The sequence below is a fragment of the Ruegeria sp. SATB045 genome, assembly GCF_059613525.1.
Genome location: NZ_JBXWSR010000012.1, coordinates 190,322 through 205,788, shown reverse-complemented (window position 1 = coordinate 205,788; position 15,467 = coordinate 190,322). Strand labels below are relative to the sequence as shown.

Annotated in this window: 11 protein-coding genes; all 11 read right to left on the bottom strand. The window is 55.9% G+C overall.

The window, feature by feature from the left end:
• Positions 1-119: 119 nt before the first annotated feature.
• The 11 genes from AC2FNR_RS02890 to AC2FNR_RS02840 all read right to left on the bottom strand — a co-directional run bounded on the left by AC2FNR_RS02890 (position 120) and on the right by AC2FNR_RS02840 (position 15,467).
• Positions 120-1,226, bottom strand: a complete 1,107-nt coding sequence (locus AC2FNR_RS02890; RefSeq protein ID WP_496847927.1) for a peptidoglycan-binding protein LysM — start codon at positions 1,224-1,226, stop codon at positions 120-122.
• 44 nt (positions 1,227-1,270) lie between these two features.
• Positions 1,271-2,533, bottom strand: coding sequence for a transporter substrate-binding domain-containing protein (locus tag AC2FNR_RS02885; protein WP_353392048.1), 1,263 nt, complete (start codon positions 2,531-2,533; stop codon positions 1,271-1,273).
• 19 nt (positions 2,534-2,552) lie between these two features.
• Entirely contained in the window at positions 2,553-3,341 is a 789-nt protein-coding gene (locus tag AC2FNR_RS02880) for a PP2C family protein-serine/threonine phosphatase (protein ID WP_496847926.1), read from the bottom strand.
• A 3-nt stretch (positions 3,342-3,344) separates the two neighbouring features.
• Entirely contained in the window at positions 3,345-4,361 is a 1,017-nt protein-coding gene (locus AC2FNR_RS02875) for an FHA domain-containing protein (protein ID WP_496847925.1), read from the bottom strand.
• A gap of 207 nt (positions 4,362-4,568) precedes the next feature.
• On the bottom strand, positions 4,569-6,710 hold the full coding sequence (locus AC2FNR_RS02870) for a serine/threonine protein kinase (RefSeq protein WP_496847924.1): 2,142 nt from the start codon (positions 6,708-6,710) through the stop codon (positions 4,569-4,571).
• 336 nt (positions 6,711-7,046) lie between these two features.
• A complete protein-coding gene (locus tag AC2FNR_RS02865) occupies positions 7,047-8,333 on the bottom strand; it encodes a dynamin family protein (RefSeq protein WP_496847923.1) in 1,287 nt (428 codons plus the stop codon).
• A complete protein-coding gene (locus AC2FNR_RS02860; RefSeq protein WP_170754063.1) occupies positions 8,330-10,372 on the bottom strand; it encodes a dynamin family protein in 2,043 nt (680 codons plus the stop codon). Before AC2FNR_RS02860 ends, AC2FNR_RS02865 begins: the two co-directional genes overlap by 4 nt.
• 67 nt (positions 10,373-10,439) lie before the next feature.
• Positions 10,440-11,285, bottom strand: a complete 846-nt coding sequence (locus AC2FNR_RS02855; protein WP_170754054.1) for a hypothetical protein — start codon at positions 11,283-11,285, stop codon at positions 10,440-10,442.
• A 23-nt stretch (positions 11,286-11,308) separates the two neighbouring features.
• Positions 11,309-11,710, bottom strand: a complete 402-nt coding sequence (locus AC2FNR_RS02850) for a hypothetical protein (RefSeq protein WP_496847922.1) — start codon at positions 11,708-11,710, stop codon at positions 11,309-11,311.
• Between the two features lie 32 nt (positions 11,711-11,742).
• Positions 11,743-13,446, bottom strand: coding sequence for a dynamin family protein (locus tag AC2FNR_RS02845; protein WP_496847921.1), 1,704 nt, complete (start codon positions 13,444-13,446; stop codon positions 11,743-11,745).
• 8 nt (positions 13,447-13,454) lie between these two features.
• Positions 13,455-15,467, bottom strand: coding sequence for a dynamin family protein (locus tag AC2FNR_RS02840; protein WP_496847920.1), 2,013 nt, complete (start codon positions 15,465-15,467; stop codon positions 13,455-13,457).

The following is a 15,467-nucleotide window of genomic DNA, read 5'->3' as shown; positions in this document are numbered from 1 at the left end:
ACCTGGTGTGTTAGCTGCATCCTGTACTTCCAGAAAAGTCTGGTAATTGGAGGATTCCTTTTAGGGCTTGGTGATCTAAGAAAGGGCGGGTTTTTCAACCAGCCCTTTCTTGTTTAGCCTTAGTTGGACGCTGCGTTGAGCTTTTCGTTCTGCTCGCGCAACGTATCCGAGATGATCGCGTACCATTCGCCGGATTCACGCATCTCATTAAGACCCTTGTTCATCATCGCGATGTATTCACGAGCGAACGGGTTGGTGCGGTGCGCCAGGAAGCTCATCGACGACAGTGTTGAGACATAGGGGTTTTCTACGATGTCGCTCGAGGTCAGGCCCATGTCTTTCATGGTCGCAGCGAACAGTTCCACTTCGAATGCGGCGACATCTGCAGTACCGGTCAAAACCGCATCCAGGCATTCGCGTGCCGAGTTTGGTTGAACCACAGTTGTGTTGTCGTAGTTCAGGCCAACTTCTTCAAGAACGACCATGCTCCAACCCTGCATACGGCAGACAGTTGCACCTTCGAAATCTTTGAAAGTGGTGGCGTTTGTGTAGTCACTTTCGGGCAAGGTATAGAAGCCGCCAACCACATCATAAACCGGCACCGAGGCCACGAATTGCGTACAACGTGCTTCGGTTTCGGAGGACCATTCATAGGTGCGGTTCGTGCAATCCGGCACAGTCCAGGCGATCGAAATGTCAAACGCGCCGAGTGGCAGCAGAGTTTCCAGGTGCGAAGACCAGTCATCGACAAAGCTGACAGAATAGTCACGCTGGTTGCCCGCACGTTGTAGGCTGGTTGTCGCCAGACGGGTCATAATGCCGCCGCCGCTCAGGCCTTCCGTGGTGAAGGGCTCCCAGCCGTTGCCCGCAACCATTTTGATGGGAGGCGCATATACGTTCGAACGTTTGACGCTTGCCGCGCGTTGTTCTTCGGCTGCAATAATCTCTTGCGCGGACTGACCGTTGGGAAGGCTGCCATCTTCACAGGGCAGAGCCAGAACAAGGCCGGGTTCCAGAGCGTTCGGGTTGGTGATGATGTTGCGGTTCGCGTTGAAGATCGGCTGGTAGTTCGATGTGCCATAGGCTGCGATTGCAATGGTCGCCATCGTGTCGCCATCGGAAACGGTGTAGTTTGTGCAGGCTTCCTGTGCCGCGGCAGCTCCGGCGCTCAGGGCAGTGACGGCGGTGGCCGACAGCGCAACTTTCTTCAGATCAATATTAAACATGTCCTCATCCTCCAGACATTATTGTTGTTAGGCCAATTGGGGCCTTAGCCATTTTCCATTTGATACCGCAGAGCGTTTGACACGATGTCGCGCCACTCTCCGGATTGCTGCATGATCGCCAGACCCTGGTTGAGCGTCTCAAGGATCGCTTCCCCATCCGGATTATCTTTGTGGGTCATGACGTTAAGCGACTTGATCGCCGCAAGGTTGGGGTTTTCGATGATGCGGTGTTCGTATCCCAGGCGCGATATCGCCTCGACAGCCAGGTGGGCTTCGATTGCGACGATATCTGCGCGGCCTTCCATGACTGCATGGAAACAGTCGTCAGGGGACACTGGGCGCAAAAGTGAGATTGCGGGTTCGTAAAGGCCAACTGCGTCCATATGTGACAACGTCCAACCTTCGGGGCGGCAGATCGTGGTGCCGGCGAAATCAGCATAGGTCAGGGTCTGCTCATAGCCAGAACCTTCGCGTGCGAAATAGGTGTCGACCACTTCGTAGAATGGGTTCGAGAAGTCGTAGGTTTCGCAACGGCTGCGGTCTTTTTCCGACAAGGCCGCGGGTTCGTCGCAATTCGGTCGCGACCAAGGGAAGGTTGCGTCAAAGGCCAGTGTCGGCATCAGAAGGTCCAGATGCGAGGACCAGTCGTTGACGAACTGGATCTTGTATCCCTGTTCCGGCGCTGCACGTAGCATCGCGGTTTCCACAAGGTTTGTGTATAGCCCCCGATGCGGCAGAGCTTCGTCTGTGAAAGGTGCATAGTTGCCGCCGGTAATCAGCAACAGCTGACGGTCGCGAATTTCAGGCTGCTCGCTTTCATCCGCATCCCGGATCAGCGCGGCCGCTTCGGCGCGAGCAGCTTCAATTTCCTGCCGGGCTGCAGCTTTGGCTTCCAAAACCGCTTCCTGGCTGGCTTGCTCGGCTTCCGCCTCTGCTGCCGCGACGCGCGCTTCAGCTTCAGCAATGGCCTTTGCAGCACGTTCCTCTGCGGCCTTGACCAGTTCGGACGCCATCTCGGCGGCCATTGCCTCAGCCTCGGTTGCAGGGGGTGTGGGGGCCCGGCCTACATCTTCAAGACAAGGCAGGGTTAGTACGTCACCCACACGAATTATGTTCGGATTGTTCCCGATTACATCGCGGTTGGCGTCAAAGATGATGCCAAAATCTTCGGTCGAATAAACTTGAATAGCCAGCTCGCGCAGACTGTCGCCGCGCTGAATTTCGTAAGTCGAGCACGCCTCTTGCGCCGAGACGGTGCCGGTCGCAGCCGCAAGAGCCAGGCTGGAGATGATCAGATGAGGTCTCATGTGTCCTGTCGCTTTGCCTTTAATCGTTTCTTGTCAGTTTCAGAACTGCGATGGACGCATTGTCCTGATCGGGGTCGTTTTTGTCGCGCAAGCCGCGCCACAGCGCGTCTGCGATATCTTGTGCCAAAGCCTTCGACTGCGTCTGCAGGATGTGCTCAATCTCGGGGTTGCTAAGATACTGAAGCCCATCGCTGCCAGCGATCAGTACGTCTGATGTGGTCAGTTCCAGCGGGAGTTCAGGGCAATCCACTTTCGGGATAGCGGCACCCATGATGACCGAGGTCAATTGGTTCCGATCCGGGTGCGACAGCGCCTCTTCTCGGGTCAACTTGCCCTCGGCCTGTTGCGCGTCGATGATCGGCGCCATCGAGTGATCTTCGTTGACTTGCCGCAACATTCCGTCCCGAAACAAGTACAAGGGGCTGTCGCCAATCGAGATCCAAAAAACCCGCTGTTCCAAAAGCAGGATGCCCAGCATGGTTGAACCCATGTTGAACCCCTCACCCTGTTCTTCGGAATGCTGTGCCACGGCGGCATTGGCCTGCATGGCGGCCAATGGCAACGCGTCGATCAGCGCACTCTCGGACGGTACGGTTTCTTCCAGTTCAGCGTCCAGCGCCTCGCGCCATGCGGTTATGACAAGTTCTGATGCTACATCGCCCGCCGCGTGCCCTCCCATGCCATCGGCGACCACGATATACCCGGCTCCCGCTGCATCGAACATGCGCGCAGCGACCGCGTCTTCCTGCGATTCACGCCGACCCTGATCTAGGATCAGCGCAATGTCATATGCCGGGGTTGCCAGCATCTATCAGGTGTCCCGCCAGTCAAAGCCATCATCGCAGAAGGCCGCGAACCGAACTGAGGTTTCGCTGATGCGGATCAAGTCGCCGCTGTTCAGCGCTACGGTGCTAAGGACGGGCTTGCCGTTCAGGCGCACCAGATTGGCCTTGCCGCCATGACCCAGATAGCATTTGCGATCTTCGGGGTCATAGGCGATGACAGCGTGGTTGCTGCGGGAAATGCCGGTGTCGCCAAAGTCCAGCTGAATGGCCTGATCGTCGTTGCGCCCGATTTGCATCAGGCCCTCTGTCAGCGTTATGCAGGCTCCGCGTCCTGGGCCGGCCGTCACAACCAACCAACCAACCGGGAATGTTTGCTGCGCGCTTTCCGTCTTGGCCACTGGTTCGGATGTTTCCATCAGATCCTGCACATGCGTGTCGGCACGCTCAAAGCCCAAGAAGGTGGTTTTGACCCGTCCACGACGATCCGATTGTACCGGTTGCGGGGCGGGAGGTGTCTCAACCACCTCGGCTGTGGTTTCTTCTGACTGAGGCGCCAGAGGTCCATCGACCACTTCCGCGGTAACTTCTTCGATCTGGGCTGAGGGTTCCTCGGCAACGACTTCGATCACGGGTTCCGAAGTGGTGGCGTCGACCAGAACGACCTCGGTTTCGGCAATGGTTTCCTCGGTGGCGACGTGGAGCGTTACAATTGGGTCTTCTTCAACCTGTTCTGGCTCAATCTCGTCTGCAGGCTCGTGCGCTTCGGCAACAACTTCAGACAGGATTTTGTCATCCGATGCGTCGGCCACGGGTTCATTCTCTGCGAACTCTGGCATGTCCTCTTCGGGAAGCAGATCTTCTGTGTCTTCGTAGCTACCCGATGACGGCATGTTGTTACCCGCCAGTGCGACTCGCAGCGCATTGAAATCCGCAATCGGTTCGGGTTTGTCAGCGCTGACCTCGGCGACCTCTTCGGTTTCGGGTTCTTTCGGCTTGCCGGCACCTTCTAGAAGCCGGCTCAGAGGGCTTTTGTATTTGAACATGGTGACGACACCTTTGCTTCTGTGCACGGGACTTCAGTCCCATGGGGCTGCTACTCACCTTCGCGCAGGTCTGCGCAATGGCACTGATGATTGGAAACCGTAGTCACTGTTACTTTCCGCGACGGGCCGGGCCCCGACAGAGATGTACGAACTTGCGCACGTTCCTCAGCAAACACACACTGGCGGATACAAAATGAACCGGGTGAATTACTCCTGCGCTAGTTGCATGACGGCATCGGTTTGGGCTCCGTTGCGCAAAACGGTCAGGCGGGCTTGTGGCTGGTTCTCGGCGACCAGAGCCGTCAGCATTGCATCCAGGCTTTCAGGGCCATCCAACACATTTCCTGTCTGCGCTTCCGATACCAAAACATCGCCTTCGCGCAGTCCGCCTGCAGTCTCAGTCGGTACTGTCTTAACTATCGTTGACCACCCCTGGCCGTCTGAATTTCGGATTGTCAGGCCATAGCCGTTTTCCAGGCCGACCATACGCATTGCCGGCAATGCCAAAAGGCCGTTCATCGCTCTTTTTTCACCCAGCGGACGATACCGAGCTGTAACGCGGATATAGCCATCGGGGTCGACGTTCAGGTCGTTCAACACCTGTGCTGCAAAACTTGCGTCGGACTGTACTGGCTCTCCGTTGAGGGTATAGATTGCGGCGCCACGTTCGACCCATTCGCCGATCACCGACATATCTTGAGTCGGGTCGATTCCAGTGACGGCGATTACATTGCCAGTCGAGACACGCCGTTTGGAAATCTGAAATGGGATTTCCACGTCCCAATGCGAAAAGGCGAATTGAACCTCGGCAAGGGTAATTGGGGTGTCATCCGCAGGGGCAGGGAGTTTGGCTGTCTGGGCTTCTGCCTCTTGTGTGACAGCCAGTTCAGCCAGGGTCTGCTCGACAGGTTCCGGCTCTGACTCCACCTGCTTGGGTGTTTCTTCGATCGCGACGTTGACTGCGTCGTCTATTGTGGCTGGTTCTGCAACTTCGGCTTCATCTATAGCGGCGGGTTCCGGGATCTCGGCGGCCGCCTCAATCTGCGCGAGGGCGACCTCGGGGTCGGTTGGCTGTATTGCAGGCTCGTCTTTGCCCGACATTGCGAAATAGCCGCCCGCGGCTAGGGCAATAGCAACAACCGCAACACCGGCCATCATTTTAGCCCCGCCGCCTGAGCCGTTCTTTACGATCGTGTCAACTGCGACCGGAGGCTCCTCGGGTGCTTGAAAAGTCGCCAGTTCGTCCTCTTTCTTGTCTTCATGACCCAGGGCGATGTCAGGATTACCCGCAAGCAAGGCTGTCACGACAGCCTCGGCGTTTTCGCTTTCTGCTTTGACCCGAGCTTTTTCTGCCTCTTCGTCCAAACGATCCATCGCGACGATGACGGAAACAGGGCGATATTCAAACGTATCGAACATCACGCCGGGGCCGCGGAACATACGCAACCAGTCCAATGCTGTTTGCAGACGGTCCGTAGCGTGAACCTCCATCGCTTTGTCGATCGCTTCCAAGAAGCCGTCGGGATATCCCTTGTACCGTCCCGACAGAGGAAGGTACGGATCTTTGGTGCCAATGTTGAATGCGTTCAACCGGGATTGCCCATCGACCGGACGCTCGCCACTGATCGCGTGATACAAAGTCGCTGCCAGTACATAGAGATCGCTGCTGGGGCCTTGTTCTGCCCCGCGTACGTAAAACTCATGCGGAGAGTAGCCGTCTTTGATCACCCGCAGTGTCAAAAGCGCAGCAGACTGGTTCGCGGCCTGCTCGCGGGCGGCGCCAAAATCGATCAGTTCAGGTTCACCGTTGCTGTCAATCAGGATGTTGTCGGGCGAGATGTCGCGATGCAACATTCCACTTTGGTGGATGAATGACACCGCCGACAACATTTTCTCGGTTACCTGAACAATAAAGTCAGGTCCGGCGTTGTTGTCGGGATTCTCGACGTAGTCCAGAAGATCGCAACCCTGGATGAAGTCCATTGCAATGTAGGCGGTGTCGTTGTCTTCGAACACCTGATGCACGTCGACAATATTGGGATGGACCAGCCGTGCGTGATTGCGGGCTTCCTGAATGAACAGATCAATGATTGCGCGCAAGTCTTCTTTTTGCCGGGGGTCGATGGGTTCGACCGCATCACCGTTACGCTGGCAAAGAGCGCCCGGATAGCATTCCTTGATCACGACCTCACGGTCCAGGCTGTTACGCGCCAAATATGTGATCCCAAAACCGCCATTGCTGAGAAACCGCAGGATCTCGTACTGGCCGCGCAATAGCTTTGCGCCCGGTTGCAGACCTTCAATTTTAGGTTCGTCGTGCGTCGCATCGACAGCCTGATTATGGCTCATTTCTTCCCGCCCATTCTAATCATTTTGCGGCCGCATTTTTGCTGAAACAGCGCGTCAACTCACAAACAAACACAACCGCAGGACAACTAAGAATGTTAGACGATTCAAATTTGACTTTATTGGGGCCGCCTCATGGCTTCACTGAGAACGGGAAGGTGCAATAATCAACATCTGGTGGTGCGCTAAGGCAGAAATCTAAATGTTGATGTGTTGGTGCAAAAGAATGCGGACTGAAGGCCGGTTTTGGAATGATTGTTCACTGATTCCGAAACAATGAACGCATGATTCTTGACACGACGAATCGCAGCTTAAAGGCACAATCCTAACGTGATTGCGTTAAGTGCCGGTACGCGGTTGTGATGACTCAACCCGGCTGCCTGCCCAAGCGAGGTTATCGCTGAGCTGGGCCAGAATACTTACCGCATCCTTCAAAGGCGCATCGCCGCTTTCAAATTGCAGCAGCAACAGCAAATCCGTGGCTTTTTCGAATTCAGCTGGAATCCAATCGGCCTGCGGATCTATTTCTCCGCCCTGTTCCAAACGTTCGGCGAAATCCTCGACGATTTCTTGGCAACTGGTCAAAAAGGCCGTGGGTTCAATTTCGGAGGATTCTCGCAAGTCCTCATAGATACTGGCGATCGCGGCAAGCCAGTCTTCAAGGATCGGATTTTCCAGCGGTGGCAGCGCGGATTCCAGGACCGCCTGCATCTTGGCTGTGTCAGGCTGCGCTGGTTCGGGTTCGTCAATATCCAGCGTTTGCAGATAGGGTAAAAAGTCGTTTTCAAGATCTCTTTGCGCAGCGGAGATGTCATGCAGGCGGCGGTTTGACGCGATTTCCAATACCTGTTCGGCCAAGTTCTGCCCGCCGCAAGTTTCCCAAAGGGCGAAGTCTGGTTCGGGTTCCTGCGCCATGGCCCGTACTGCCACCGGCGTACCAATTGGCACCACCGAACGGAACGTTTCGCCGTTTTCCTTGTTCAATCGCGCAAGGACCCGGTCCAGCGCATCACGGACAGGTGGCAAATCGGCATGCGTTACGGCAAGCAAACTGTTAGCGCGCAGTTCCTGAGGAACCTGGGACCACAGATGGCGCTCGGTCTCACGCCAGGCGTGGGTCCCGTTGGTACACCAGATCGCGCAATCGACGAATTTCAGCAAATCCAGTGTTGGCTTGTAACTGTCGTCCAATGCGCCGGTTCCAGGCAAATCAAACAACGAAATCTCCTGCAGGGCAGGGGTGTTAATCCCCACAGAGATAAAATCTGGATTTTCCTGAGCCGCCTTTTCCAGCGCAATACCGGAATACACTTTGGGTTCCTTGCCCCACCACCCCACTGTCGTTTCAGGAGTTTCGGAATAGGCAACGATCACCAGCGGCAGTTTCAGATGCTGCGGGCCGGTCGGTAGAATGTCGGCACCCGCCAGCATATTGGCAAGGCTGGATTTCCCGGCACCAAATTCTCCGGCGAAGCCGATATTGACCGCGTTCGAAAGGCGCTCGGCATGGGCCAATGCGCGATTGCGCATTTCGTCCAGCTTGGCGTCAGTGGGAAGGTCTTCAGTCGCGGTCAGAAAGTGCTCAAGCTTACGCACTTCCTTCTCGGTTCCCGGAAATTCGATCATTCAGCTGCCTCAGGTAAAGTCTCGTTCGCGGCGTCAGCTCCGAAAACGGTGTCCAGTTCGTCTGCAACACGCCGGGCATTGTTATACGCCTCTTGCGCTTCGGCCTTGGCATTTGTTTCGCTTGAACCAGAGCGACTTTCAAGGTGCCCTGCCAAAAGTGCCATGTAATGATCCAGAACTGTGTTCAACCGCTCAAGCAAGTCACTGCGAGCAGTGTCGACCAGATCATCCCCGATCATTTCAAATTCCTGAACGATCATGTTCTCAGCGCGGGTAACAACGCTTTTACGCGAAATCAGGCGCGACAGCCATGTCACGCGCAGCTCAACCGTAATTCCGCGTGTCAGCGCCGTTGTGTCAGGCCGGAACCACCGTACAGCGCTTGTGTTCATTCGGTTGTCGGTCTGATCCTGCCAGCCGGGCAGGGCGCGCAAGGCGGCGTTGCTTTGCATGTCGATCGCGTATAATTCACTGAGCATTCGCTGGCGAATAACCTGAGTGGCGCCTTGGACTAGTTCGCGCATACGATCGCGCAGCGGGCCGAAATTCAGTTCCGTCTCGCCGCCCTTTGCCAGCAAGGGTGAATCCCCATTGGGTCCACGCACCACGTCCGATACCGCTTCGGCCACTGTATCGTCCATGACACCGCGCAGATTGGCTAGAACTTCATCCATTCCGTCGATGATCTCAGACGTCTTGTCAGCCACTTTCGCGCGCAACCCGGCCAGAGTTTTGTCGTTGTCATCTTCGCTTTCCGGTTTGCCAGAAATTTCTTCCTCGATGGCCCGCAGATGCGCACGAGACCGTTCCAACTCTCCCTTGGCGAAACTGTCCAAGTGTTGCCATGCCATACGAAGCTGTTCATCGCGCGGGCCGTGGGTCAAAGCGCTGGTAACGTGGCGACGCAGATCGGGAAGCCCAGATGCGATCATCGCAGCAAACCTAAGGACGCCTTCGCGGCTGATCGGACCGGGACCTTGTTTGATTTCTTCAACACCGTCCAGATATTGCTTCATCTGTTCGGGATGGGCGCGAAGCCATGCAAGGACGTGGTCATGGTTGACGCCAGTATCGTCGCCCGTAAGCGCGTAGTGGGCCCACTGCGCACTGCCCATCAGCACATCGATGTCCGAATTGCCAAGCGCCTTGTCCAGCCCATCTATTACGTCGGCGCGCACCTTGACGGCATCCTCTGCACCACCGCCCAACTCGTCCACGCGGTTGATAAACACTACGATTTGACCCAGTTCGAGCGCCTGCATCAAGCGGAACAATTTCAGGTCCGCCCGTGACAAGGCTTGGTGCGCCGACAATACGACAACGAAAAAGTCTGATTCTTTAAGGTACTGGCGCGAAATTTCTTCGCGGATCAAAAGCGGGTCGTTTACTCCGGGCGTGTCCGTGACTGTCAGCGGAAAAGGAAAATGGCCGATGTCAAAATAGACCTCAGCCTTTCGGGTAATGTCGCTGTATAGACCGCGGTCCGAGCCGGGGTCATGGTTCCCGTCGTCAGTCGGGTCGTCGCCTGCACAAACGTACCGCGCCAAATCGTCGGTCGTCAGATTATCGAGGTCGTGGTGCTGACCCAACAGGTCCTTGTAACTCATACCCAGACGCAGTTTGGCGCGCGCTTTCATCGCATCAACCTGCTCTTCGATCATCTCGCGCTTATAACTGTCCTCGTCATCGGGGAACATATTGCGCAGCTCTTCACCTTCGGCGATCAGAGATTGCCACTGCCGGTTGTCAAAGAAATGAAACTCGGCCCCTCTGGTGCGGCCCGAAGGATGCCCGAAATGCATGTCGGTAATGACCGTCGTCCAAGGATTCACATCCGAAGGCAGAAACTCTGCCTGACCGGTGAACCCGTTAATCAGCCGCGATTTGCCCGCTTTGATCTGCCCGACAAAGGCAATAGAGGGCTTGAGATCCGTAAGATCAGCGACAATACGGGAAATAAACTGACGTGTTTCTTCGTTGCTTAGACCTTTCAGATCTTCGGCAACCCTTATTAATTCGCGACGTTGATTTTCACTCATAACATTTACCCTGGTTACTCGAACTCACAGATTGAATTCGCCGAAAATTTGAACGTTTCAGGCTCGGTCATCTGCCTGAGCCTGTTAGAGACTTCCACAAGTTTACCGCGGCACCCAGTTTGCGGCTTTCATGGATCACAATAGCGGTCTGTTGACCATCTTTGAGCGCGGCCAGCGCAGTTCCCTTGCCGCCGGCTGGTCGCATTACGATCAACTGAGGACCGCGATCGTCATTTGTAGAATCCTCGCTCCAACCGACTAGGTCTTTGACGAATTGTTCCAAAACGGTTTGGTCGGCGTAGGCTGGCTGCCCTGATGCACAAACGCCGTCGGTGTGGACGTCGAACTTATCCCCGATATGGATACGGCCAAGCGCGAAAGATGCCGCGCCGTCAAAGAACCCGCTCGTAAGTACAGACTGTTCGTCGGCTGGCACGTCGTCTGTAGCGGGCTCTGGCACGATTGAAACGATCGGTTCAGATGGCAGTTCGACCTGAAAACAGGCTTTCGATATCTCGCTGAAAGTGATGCCGACGTCGTCGGCTTCTAGCACGGCGTCTGGTTGCAACGATATCAAACTCAGCGGTCCAGGAGCTGACGCGATATCCGTAACGATTTCGGCCAGTTTCTTAGCCAGTGTATCACGCGGTTGGGTTTCGAAGTCAGGGGCGATCCCGGTTCGAACGCGAAATACATCCGTCACCCTAGAGCTGTTCACTTCGATAGCCAGGCAATCGCCATTTGCCGCTGTAAACTCCAGACGGCGCGGTAGTATCGTTCCCCGAATGGTACGCAGGACCTGATCGCGCCGGGTCTGCGCTGAATCACCTGTCAACGTAACGGCGGGGTTCTGGCGTGCCACGGACGAACGTCCAATATCCTCGAGCAGGTCGAGTATTTCCGCATCCATCATACTGTGACCTCCTCTGGTCTCGCTCAAACCGCCGCCGTAACCGGCGCGAGGCTTAGATGTGATTTTGTAAGGGCCAAACCGATATTGGCGCTGCTGCGGCAGATGTAGCAGACAACGTGATCCGGGTACGCAGGAGTGCGCAGGAAGATATTGATCCGGTCGCCAGCCAATACCGCGATTTCGCCAAAGCCCTCTTCCTGTGTGTCTTTCGTTCCAATACTGCGCAAAAGCGCCTCAAACCCACGGACACCGCGCCCCTGAAACAGGTTGGCAACAGCAATTGCCAGAGTGTCCAGAACACTCTGATCTTGCGGGTCGGGCGCATGAGCACCCAGCAACATGCCCGTTTCCATATCGACATACCCGGCTGCGATGCAGTCGGGTATGGTCTCGGTGGCTGTGATCAAAGCGGCTTCGATTTTCATCTTATGTACTGCTTTTCTAATTCAGAAACCTGTTACAATACATGCCACTCGGCCCCGCCGTTTTTGTTTGCCTCAGGCAATGGCGTCACCGTGGATTTGGTGCCGCGCGCAAAGTGTTCCGCCGCGATCTGATCGTATTCGTCCAGGAAAGACATGAACATTTTTTTCAAACCTTCGGCGTCCTGCGGCAGCTCCTCATCTTCAGAGATCTCGCGCCACATGGCGGCGGCGCTGAGAGGAGAGCCCGCGGGAGCGTTCAGTACATCCTCCAGTCGCTCCTTGTGGACCGGTGGTTCCGACCCGTTCGGCAGCGAAACGACCTGCATATCGATCAACCCCGAGGTCTCGGGTTCTGGCTCGAACTCTTCGCTATGTTTCGTCTGCTCGGCCATGAGCGCCGTGATAGAAGAAACCGATGTTTCAGCGAGTGTTTCTTCTGCAGCTTCCCGAGTATTTTCCGTCTGTTCAGGTGTCGCCGACAGTTTATCTTCAAGCGAAACCATAAAGGTGTCGGAAACGTCTTCATCCTGTTCAGCGTTTTCAGCCGCGACCTCTGCGACTAAGTCTTCGTCTTCGAAGTCCTCTTCATCCAACAGGTCATACTCATCTTCGTCGGACGTGTTTAGCGGTGCATCGGTCAGATTCAGCGTAGGGCTCGGCGACTCGCGGAAGAAAGCGCGCAGATCGTCCTCTTCTTCCTGCGTGTCCGCAATCGGTGCCGCGTCAACTGTACTGGTGGTCATCTCGGCCCTCAGGCGATCTGCCTCATCGGGCTCGATACGAGGAGCGCGTTCACTGTCGTCAGCGCGCAATTCCACGCGGGCAGGGCGCACGGGGAAACTGGTGACAACTTCGTCGCGATCCAGTTCGAATGGATCGACTTCCGGGTTCACCAACTGCAATGGAGAAGACTGGCCCTGCTGAATCTCGTCAACACGATCATGCAACGCCATGGGAGATAGGCTGTCGTCGATCTGGTACCGCGCCAGAAGATCGGCGCGATGGTCCATGATCTGTTCCGTAATCTCAAGGAAGCTGTCGACCATCTTGCCGCCGCCGCTGCGTGCCCAAAGCTCGGCATCGCCGCTTTTGTCGCGTGCGGTAATTGCATCACGAGCCGAGAACAAGATCGAACGATTGAACAGATGCCCGGCCTCGCGATTGACGCGGCGCAGGACTTTTTGGCGATCCTTGGGGCCCAACACGTCGGCACGCGTCACCAACAGTAACGAGTTATTCTGAAGCCGTTCTGGCAACGCCACCCATGTTGCGCGTTCGGTCTCGCGCCAGGCCTGGGTCGCGTGGGTACACCACAACACACCATTGGCCTGACCAACGGCGCGCCGCCAGACATCGTCCGAGATTTTGGGGTCCGAGATACCGGGCGTGTCAATTAGATCAACGGCCTCCAGAATGTCAGCTTCAAGGAAAATCCGAATGAACTGAGCATCGTTCACTCCGACGGTTTCCAGTTGATCCAACGTGATATCATCGCGCGAGCCATCGTCGCGCTGAACGTAAGCAGATTGATCGCCCCAGCTGAACCAAACCGGCGGCAGTTGAGTTGCCGTCACCTGCGTTGGCAGCGTGTGCGACCGCAGTAGAAAGTTCATCAAGGTGGATTTGCCGGCGCTGAATTCGCCCATAAGAGCGAAGATAGGTTTGCGGCGGGACCATTGCTCGACGCGTTCCCATGCCTTGGATGAAACGAAGCGGGTTTGTGAATCTTTTGCCATGTCGCTACTTATGCTGCCTCGTTGCTAAGATCTTTCAGGATATCGCCCAGGATATCGTCCCGCGATTTCTGGGGCGCCCCACCCGCCAACAGTGCTGCGTTTGGATTTGGAACGGCTTCGGCCGAGGCCGAAATGCTCAGCAATGTCTCTTTCTGCTCACGCAAGAAGTCTGACAGAACAGCACGGACATTTTCCAACACCGCAGCAACCTGGTTTTCTTCGATGTCTTTGGTGATCGAATTCGCCTCGGAAGCTATCAACCGCGTATAGTCCGCAGCATAGGCTTCGAACCCTTTACGACGCTGCCACCAACGACGCCACCATGTGCTTTGCAAATCCAGTGCGATGGTCCGGCCAATTCCCAATGGGGGCGGGACCCGTGGCACGATGGGGGCTTCGATGGCAAACTCGCCTAGATGATTGCCCAAGAGCTTCTGATACAGGGCTTCGACATCCGAGGCCGCGGTTGAGTACAGCGAACCGGCTTCCTTGCGCATCGAGCGTGCAAAGCTGAAATAGGCTGCTTTTTGCAAGGTGCGTAATCCTGCCGGATCATATTGCCACGTGCCTTCTTCTCCATTCTGCTCGAGATGAGAGATCAAAGAGTCCGTTGCACGTTTGACAAAATTGGATTCCGCCGACTTCAGACGTTCGATCACTTTGTCACGTAGTGACGTGGTCAGTTCCGCCACGTTCTTTTCGTATTGTTCGGTGATCTTTGCGATTGCCTCTTCGGTCGACACACCATCCAGGTCTCGGACAATGCCGTCGCTATTAGACAGGCTCTTGGCGACTGCAGTGGCGCGGATTTGGCTTGCAATATTGCGCGCCCTGTGGCGGACGCGCTCGAGAAGGCGGTTGCCTGCCCCCTCTGCGATCCGTTCATTCATGGCCAGCAAAAGGTCTGGCAAGCCCGAAAGCGCCCAGATTTTGTCGAGTGAGGGTGCCTGATCGCCAAACCCGGCGGCCAGATAGAAAGTGTTCAAAGCCTCGCGCGATTCCTCGGTCAGGATATCGGGATTCCCGGTGATCGCTGCCTCGGCCCAGAGCGCGCTGCCAAAAACGACGCTGGTGTTGGCGTCGATGTTGTTTTGCTTGAGCGTGTCTTGGATGCGATCTCGGATTTCCGGAACCTGATTTACAGGGTCCGCCAGTTCGTCAATTCGGTTGACGAAAAGGATAATCTGGCGGTTTTCAAACTGCGCGATAATGCGCATCAGCGCCATATCCATAGTTGTCAACGCCTGGCTTGCAGCCAGAACGACAACGCAGACTTCGGACCCCCGCAGGCTGCGCAGAGTGATCTGCTCGCGCACCATGAAGGTATCGTTCACGCCGGGTGTGTCGCAGAGCTTCAACGAAATGGGGTACTGCGGAATGTCCATGAACAGGTCAGCGGACTTGGTGACGTCGGCAAATCGTCCGGTTTTCGGATTGATGTCCGGATCATCCTCATCACCCAGACAGACATAGCGCTGGATAAGCTCTTCGTCGAAGTAGTCGTATTGGTGGCTTTGCCCTAGGATCAGGTCGAAATGCTTGCCCAAGCGTTCTTCTGACTTATCCTTCATCTCGCCGATTTGACGGCGGATATCGTCCATTTCGTCGTCTGCCCCAGCACGATTTGCCAGTTCGCCCAAACGACCACCACCGATCATCAGGTTGTCCCATTCTTCCTGCTCGAAGAACGTGAACTTGGACCGTGTATCGCCTTCGGTCCGGGTGTTGATGTTCAACGTCGTGACCACCGACGTCCACGGGTTTACATCAGAGGGCAACAGGGCAGGGCGCCCGGCCAAAATGTTCACAATCGAAGACTTGCCCGCCTTAACCTGACCAACCAACGTAACGCTGGCAGTGAAATTTTCGATCTTAGTTTTCAGCGTGGCAAGCCGGGCGGTCGAGCGCGCGTCTGCCACCTCAGTCAGCTGGTCGATCTGCGTCGTCAGCGCGGACATGGCCGACGTCATAGGCGTCAGAGCTTCGTTGCCAACGGACAAAAGATGGTCATTGCGCGCCAT

Excerpts from the sequence above, each read along its gene's own strand:
- AC2FNR_RS02890 (WP_496847927.1), bottom strand. The coding sequence starts at position 1,226 with ATGTTTAATATTGATCTGAAGAAAGTTGCGCTGTCGGCCACCGCCGTC.
- AC2FNR_RS02885 (WP_353392048.1), bottom strand. The coding sequence starts at position 2,533 with ATGAGACCTCATCTGATCATCTCCAGCCTGGCTCTTGCGGCTGCGACC.
- AC2FNR_RS02880 (WP_496847926.1), bottom strand. The coding sequence starts at position 3,341 with ATGCTGGCAACCCCGGCATATGACATTGCGCTGATCCTAGATCAGGGT.
- AC2FNR_RS02875 (WP_496847925.1), bottom strand. The coding sequence starts at position 4,361 with ATGTTCAAATACAAAAGCCCTCTGAGCCGGCTTCTAGAAGGTGCCGGC.
- AC2FNR_RS02870 (WP_496847924.1), bottom strand. The coding sequence starts at position 6,710 with ATGAGCCATAATCAGGCTGTCGATGCGACGCACGACGAACCTAAAATT.
- AC2FNR_RS02865 (WP_496847923.1), bottom strand. The coding sequence starts at position 8,333 with ATGATCGAATTTCCGGGAACCGAGAAGGAAGTGCGTAAGCTTGAGCAC.
- AC2FNR_RS02860 (WP_170754063.1), bottom strand. The coding sequence starts at position 10,372 with ATGAGTGAAAATCAACGTCGCGAATTAATAAGGGTTGCCGAAGATCTG.
- AC2FNR_RS02855 (WP_170754054.1), bottom strand. The coding sequence starts at position 11,285 with ATGATGGATGCGGAAATACTCGACCTGCTCGAGGATATTGGACGTTCG.
- AC2FNR_RS02850 (WP_496847922.1), bottom strand. The coding sequence starts at position 11,710 with ATGAAAATCGAAGCCGCTTTGATCACAGCCACCGAGACCATACCCGAC.
- AC2FNR_RS02845 (WP_496847921.1), bottom strand. The coding sequence starts at position 13,446 with ATGGCAAAAGATTCACAAACCCGCTTCGTTTCATCCAAGGCATGGGAA.
- AC2FNR_RS02840 (WP_496847920.1), bottom strand. The coding sequence starts at position 15,467 with ATGGCGCGCAATGACCATCTTTTGTCCGTTGGCAACGAAGCTCTGACG.